The sequence below is a fragment of the Flavobacterium sp. genome, assembly GCF_035456225.1.
Classification (GTDB): Bacteria; Bacteroidota; Bacteroidia; order Flavobacteriales; family Flavobacteriaceae; genus Flavobacterium.
In genome coordinates this window covers 1-6,737 of the sequence record NZ_DATIDM010000233.1, presented here as the reverse complement: position 1 = coordinate 6,737, position 6,737 = coordinate 1, and the positions used below count along the sequence as shown (strand labels likewise).

Sequence of the window (6,737 nt, the reverse complement as noted above, 5' to 3'; positions counted from 1 at the left end):
CTTTTCATCGTCAAGTTTTTCATTAGCAGCCGGTGTTGGTTACAACTATAAGAAAATATCTGGTGAATTCAGGTACTTTCTTAAATCAAACATAACTGGCCACGCGAATTTGCCAATTGACTTTAACAACATTTCATTCATTCTGCGATACGAAGTATTTGGAAAGAAATAATGAAGATTCGTTATCACATAAAAAGGGCTGTCATAAAAATGACAGCCCTTTTTATTTCATATATTGATTTCGATTAGAAAACAAACATAGCGCGTTCACTCATCATATCGTAAACCTCATCACCGATTTGCTCTAACATTTCTTCATTAGTGTGGTTCATGATAACTCTGTCAATCATATCAACAATCTTTTCCATATCCGATTCAACCAAACCACGCGTAGTGATTGCAGGAGTTCCAACACGGATTCCGGAAGTAACGAAAGGAGATTTATCATCAAAAGGAACCATATTTTTGTTAACCGTAATATCCGCTTTAACCAAAGCATTTTCAGCTTCTTTACCTGAAATGTTTTTATTTCGCAAGTCGATTAACATCATGTGGTTATCTGTTCCTCCGGAGATAATGTCGTAGCCTCTTTTCACGAAAGCTTCCGCCATCGCTTTGGCATTTTTCTGAACCTGCATTGCATAACGGAAAAACTCATCCGTTAATGCCTCGCCGAAAGCAACTGCTTTAGCCGCAATGATATGCTCTAACGGTCCACCTTGATTTCCAGGGAAAACCGACATATCCAATACGTGAGACATCATTCTGATTTCACCTTTCGGAGTTGTTAAGCCCCATGGGTTTTCAAAATCTTTACCCATCATGATCATTCCGCCTCTTGGTCCGCGTAATGTTTTATGCGTTGTTGTGGTAACTATATGACAATGAGGAATTGGGTCGTTCATTAATCCTTTTGCAATTAAACCTGCAGGGTGAGCAATGTCTGCCATTAAAATAGCGCCAACAGAATCAGCAATTTCACGGAAACGTTTAAAATCCATGTCACGGGAATATGCCGAAGCACCTGCAATGATCAATTTAGGCTGTTCTTTAGTGGCAATTTCCTGAATGATATCATAGTTTAAACGACCGGTTTCTTTCTCTACACCATAAAAAGTAGTTTGGTATAATTTACCTGAAAAATTCACCGGAGAACCGTGCGTCAGGTGACCACCGTGAGATAAGTCGAAACCTAAAATTTTATCACCGGGTTTCAAACATGCAGCAAGCACAGCTGAATTCGCCTGTGAACCGGAATGTGGCTGTACGTTAACATATTCAGCCCCGAATAAAGCCTTTGCTCTGTCGATGGCGATTTGCTCGATAACGTCTACTACTTCACATCCACCGTAATATCTTTTTCCGGGATAGCCTTCTGCATATTTATTGGTTAATACAGAACCCGCCGCTTCCATCACTTGGTCGCTCACAAAGTTCTCTGATGCAATAAGTTCCAATCCGTGGATTTGTCTGTCTTGTTCTTCAAGAATTAAGTCGAAAATTTGTTCGTCGCGTTGCATTTTCAAATATTTTGTTAAATGGAGTTCAAAAATACGAAAAGTGTTTGGTAAAATCACAATACAAAGTATATTTGATGTATCAAAATATGAACACACAAAAAACACAATATCATGCCAATCACAGCAAACGATCCTCATAGAAAATCATGGTTACACGTACCGGAAAACAGTGATTTCCCTATTCAGAATATTCCTTTCGGCGTTTTTATAACTAAAGAAGATGTAGTTACCATCGGAACCCGTATCGGTGATTTTGCCGTTGATATGGGCGCATTACAGCAATTGGGTTATTTTGAAGGTATTGAACTTACCGATGACATGTTCATGCAAGACACCTTAAACGATTTTATTTCCGACGGTAAAAAAACATGGCGATTGGTCCGTAACCGACTTGCCGATATTTTTGATGCTGAAAACCCTGAATTAAGAGATAATAAATCACATCGTGATGTGGTAGTCTTCAAGATCGAGGATGTGGAAATGCAGTTACCGGTTCATATTGGTGATTATACCGATTTCTATTCAAGTAAAGAACACGCTACGAATGTTGGTAAGATGTTCCGCGATCCGGAAAATGCATTATTGCCAAACTGGTTACACATTCCTGTTGGTTACCACGGAAGAAGTTCTACAATTGTTCCTTCGGGAATTCCGGTTCACAGACCAATGGGACAAACATTGCCAAATGGCGAAACTCAACCCGTATTCGGTCCTTCCCGTTTAGTGGATTTCGAATTGGAAACCGCTTTTATCACCACTGATGCTAACATTATGGGTGAAAATATTCCTTTAACGGAAGCCGAAGATTATATTTTCGGGATGGTTTTATTGAATGACTGGAGCGCGCGTGATATCCAAAAATGGGAGTATGTGCCACTTGGACCATTCCTGGCTAAAAACTTTGCTTCATCCATTTCTCCTTGGATTGTAACATTGGATGCTTTGGAGCCGTTCAGGACTGCTTCTCCTAAACAGGAACCGAAACCACTTCCTTATTTACAACAAACCGGTAATCATGCGTTCGACATTAATCTAGAAGTATCGATAGCTCCTGAAGACAACGAAGAGACTTTAGTATGTAAATCCAATTTCAAATATATGTATTGGACTATGAGTCAGCAATTGGCACATCATACTATTAATGGGTGCCGAATTAACTCAGGTGACATGATGGGCTCGGGAACAATTTCAGGATCAACAGAAGACTCTTTCGGCTCAATGCTGGAATTGACTTGGGGCGGACAAAAACCATTAAAAATGAAAGACGGTTCCGAGCGTAAATTCATTAACGACGGAGATACCGTTATCATGCGTGGTTACTGCCAGAATCAGGAAGTTCGCATCGGATTTGGTGAAGTTGCCAGTAAATTACTGCCGCCGATAACAACGAAATAATAAAAATCACAAAACTCCGAAATTCAACTTCGGAGTTTTTTTTTTGCCTTTTACTTCAAATCCGGCTTAGCCCCGATGGAAACGGCATCCTTTTTGTTTTGTTTTTTTAAAACGAGACAAAAAGATATAGTGTACAGCGGGATTAGCTAACAAAAAATTATATTTTTGTCAAAATTCTATGTTTTATGAATAAAATTTCTACTCTACTTATTTTAGTGCTTTTCGCATTTTCATGTGGCGTTAAAAGCACGCAAAGTATGCTGAGTGACGGTGATTATGATGGCGCTATTAACCGTGCATTCGAAGCATTACGAACCAATAAAAACGCCAAAGGAAAACAGGATTACGTTTATCTGATGGAGGAAGCTTTTGCAAAAGCAAAGCAACGTGATTTAGCCGATATCGAAATGTTGGCTAAAGATGCCAATCCTGCAAATTTGGAAAAAATCCACAATTTATATCTTGCATTAAGTAACCGTCAGGAGAAAATCCGACCACTACTGCCTTTATATTTAATTGATGCGCACAGAAATGCAACTTTCGATTTTAACAACTATTCCGATCAGATTATCAACAGCAAAAATGCATTGTCGAAATATCTTTATGACAATTCAAAATTAATGCTGGAATCTAACGACAAGATGAGCTGTCGTAAAGCGTATGAGGACTTTGTTTATCTGGAAAGCATCAATCCCGGTTACAAAGACGTAAAAAAATTAACCGATGACGCTAAATTTAAAGGAACTGATTTCGTGAATGTTTTCACTAAAAACGAAACGAATATGGTTATTCCGGTGCAATTGCAAAACGACTTATTGGATTTCAGCACCTTCGGATTAAACGACAAATGGACCGTTTATCATAGCAACCGTCAGAAAGGGATTCATTATGATTACGGATTGATTGTGAACTTCCGTCAGATAAATATTTCTCCGGAACAGATCAAAGAAAAAGAATTCATCAAGGAAAAACAAATTAAAGACGGAACGAAAACACTTTTAGATAACAACGGAAATGTGGTAAAAGACAGTTTAGGACATCCGATAAAAGTGGATAATTTTAAAACGATTACTGCTAATATTTATGAATTCAAGCAGTTTAAAGCCTGTCAGGTTACCGCTAAAGTTGATTATGTTGATTTCAAAACCAACCAACTGATTGAGACATTTCCTTTAGCAAGTGAATTCATGTTCGAACATATTTACTCAAATTACAACGGAGACAAGCGCGCTTGTGATGAAAGTTACCTGCCTTATTTCGATTTAAGGGCAGTACCTTTTCCAAGCAATGATCAAATGGTATATGATTCCGGTGAAGACTTAAAAGCGAAACTGAAAAATATCATAACCCGCAATAAATTCAGACGATAATTTAACCTTACCAATAAAGAAACACTTTCAGTATGAGAGTGTTTTTTTTTGTTCTTCACTATTATTGTAAGATTTTTGTTCATTTTTTTGTTATAATTATAAAATAAATACTACTTTTAGTTTTATTAAAATTTTTTTTATATGAAAACAAAATTTTTACTCGCCTCCACATTGATTAGCAGTTTAACAATGCAGGCACAAGAACTGGAACACCTCAAAGCGTTGCCGGTAAAAGAATCTTTCAGTAATCCCGTAGCATCTCCGGACGGGAATTTTGCATTACTCACAAAAGAACACAGTCAGGGTGTGTATCTTTTGGACGTAAAAAAAAACAGTGTCAAACTGATTTCAAATAGCAGCGGCAGTGGCTACGCTTATGCGTGGAGTCAAAACAGTTCTACTTTTTACTTTCGGGAGAAGAACAAAGCAGATTACCATTCGCATGCCATTATTACTTCGTACAACATTAAAAACAAAAGAACAAAGAAGCATAATGGCACAAACCCAAACTGGCTGCCGTCATTTAAGGGATTTGAAGAAAACAAAACGGTGGTTTACACTAATCTTTCCACTTTAAAAATAGAAGCTAAAGATTTAGAAACTCAAAAAAGTTGGGTAATTACCAATGATGAAGGACAATTTTATAACGCCATTCTATCACATAACGGCAAAAAAGTGGCTGTACACAAAGGTGCTGATATCTACATTTACGATATAGACGGAAAAAGTGCAGGAATAAAAATCGGAACCGGAATGGCTACTTCATGGTCACAGGATGACAAATACCTAATTGGTTTTTTAGACGAAAGCAAAGATGGTCATTCGGTAAGCAACTCCGATTTGTACCTGTTTGATGTCGAGTCTGGCAAATCAAAAAAACTGACCGACACCAAAGACATTTACGAAATGTTCCCTTGCTTTTATGGAGACAATAAAGTAATGTTTTCCGATGACAAAACCGGTAAAATCTATATTTCTGAACTAAAACTGTAAGCTATGAAGAACCTATTGAAATTTATTTTTGTCGTATTGGTTTCCTTCACGGCAAAAGCCCAGATAATTGTTATCGATCCCGGACATGGTTATGGGGCAACCACTAGTGATAATCCGGATGGAAGAACTGCAACAGAGATAGAAACATCATTGGAAGTAGGTTTGCGAACCCGAACCTTAATCCAAAATTCCTGTACTTCCTGGACGGTACAAATGACGCGTACAACAAATTTAAACAGCTGGGTCTCGGTGACACAAAGAGCGCAAATGGCCAACAACTGGAATGCGGATCGACTTTTAAGTATTCATTGCAATGCAGGAGGAGGCACCGGGACCGAAACTTTTTATTGTACCGACAGTGATACCAATACTGCACCAGATATAGCTTTTTCCCAAAAGATTCAAAACGATATGGCGACCAATGGTTCCTGGAACAACAGACGATGTGTAGAGGACAACAGCTTCCTCGCCTATCATCTTGGGGTTCTGAAATATTCATCAGCTACTGGATGTTTGAATGAAATCGGATTCGTGGATTCGGCAGACGCTACAAAACTCACCAGTTCGGCATGGAGGGATACTTTTGCGCTTTCCTATTTCAACTCGCTGAAAGCTAATTTGAATGTCACTTGCACTGCTCCCCTTCCCGGTTCATTTACTTTAACAGCTACACCGGAATGCAACGGTTCCACAAGCCAGATTAAATTAGCATGGACAACTTCCGTCAATGCCACTTCTTATGATATTTACAGAAATGGATCCTTGTATGCCAGCAATATAACAGGAAATCAGTTTCTCAACACGTACATCACCAGTGGAACAACGTACACGTATTCGCTTAAAGCTAAAAATGCAACTGGTACTACAAACAATTCCAACGGAACGTTAACTGCTACAGCTTTAACATGTCCGCCCGGAAATTTCACACTTACAGCGACGCCAACCTGCGGAGGAACAACCAGCACCATAAATTTATCTTGGACAACCTCGGCAAATGCAGCGAGTTATGATATTTACAGAAACGGTAATCTTTACGCGTCGAATCTAACGACCACAACATTTTCCAATACCTATCTCATTACGGCCGGATCAACATATACGTATTACATCAAAGCTAAAAATGGTGTAGGATCGGTGAATAATTCCAACGGTACACAAACCGTAACCGCAATCAATTGTTCTGTAAAAATTTCAGAAGAAAACAGCGAATTGGATTCAAATGCTCCCAAAACAGAAATTATTCTGAGTCCAAATCCGACTACAGGAATTTTGAATTTAAGTACAAGCAATGTGAAAGATAAAAAGATTGAATATTCTCTTTTTGATTCAAACGGCAAAATAGTGAATGAAGGGCAAATTCAATCTTACGAAAATGATTCAACCCACAAAATTGACATCGGTCATTTACCAAACGGAATGTATTTCGCAAGAATTAAAATTGATGATCAGGAATACAACA

At 38.3% G+C, this 6,737-nt stretch carries 5 protein-coding genes; 4 read left to right on the top strand and 1 reads right to left on the bottom strand.

The genetic code is table 11. The features are described 5' to 3' along the window. Window positions 1–245: 245 nt before the first annotated feature. Window positions 246–1,520 (bottom strand): serine hydroxymethyltransferase, encoded by a 1,275-nt coding sequence (gene glyA / locus VLB74_RS13415; protein ID WP_325203964.1) that lies wholly within the window; start codon window positions 1,518–1,520, stop codon window positions 246–248. 111 nt (window positions 1,521–1,631) lie between these two features. On the opposite strand from glyA, the gene fahA reads away from it, so the two are divergent. The 4 genes from fahA to VLB74_RS13395 all read left to right on the top strand — a co-directional run. Further along, the gene (gene fahA, locus VLB74_RS13410) at window positions 1,632–2,915 is read left to right on the top strand and encodes a fumarylacetoacetase (RefSeq protein WP_325203963.1); all 1,284 of its coding nucleotides are present in this window, start codon (window positions 1,632–1,634) and stop codon (window positions 2,913–2,915) included. Window positions 2,916–3,100: 185 nt separating this feature from the next. Then, complete coding sequence (locus VLB74_RS13405) at window positions 3,101–4,285, top strand: hypothetical protein (RefSeq protein WP_325203962.1); 1,185 nt, start codon at window positions 3,101–3,103, stop codon at window positions 4,283–4,285. Window positions 4,286–4,426: 141 nt separating this feature from the next. Next, window positions 4,427–5,278: a TolB family protein gene (locus VLB74_RS13400; protein ID WP_325203961.1), complete on the top strand. Its 852-nt coding sequence runs from the start codon at window positions 4,427–4,429 to the stop codon at window positions 5,276–5,278. A gap of 3 nt (window positions 5,279–5,281) precedes the next feature. Beyond that, on the top strand, window positions 5,282–6,737 hold a 1,456-nt coding region (locus tag VLB74_RS13395; RefSeq protein ID WP_325203960.1), incomplete at its 3' end, for an N-acetylmuramoyl-L-alanine amidase.

Excerpts from the sequence above, each read along its gene's own strand:
- glyA (WP_325203964.1), bottom strand. The coding sequence starts at position 1,520 with ATGCAACGCGACGAACAAATTTTCGACTTAATTCTTGAAGAACAAGAC.
- VLB74_RS13400 (WP_325203961.1), top strand. The coding sequence starts at position 4,427 with ATGAAAACAAAATTTTTACTCGCCTCCACATTGATTAGCAGTTTAACA.
- fahA (WP_325203963.1), top strand. The coding sequence starts at position 1,632 with ATGCCAATCACAGCAAACGATCCTCATAGAAAATCATGGTTACACGTA.
- VLB74_RS13405 (WP_325203962.1), top strand. The coding sequence starts at position 3,101 with ATGAATAAAATTTCTACTCTACTTATTTTAGTGCTTTTCGCATTTTCA.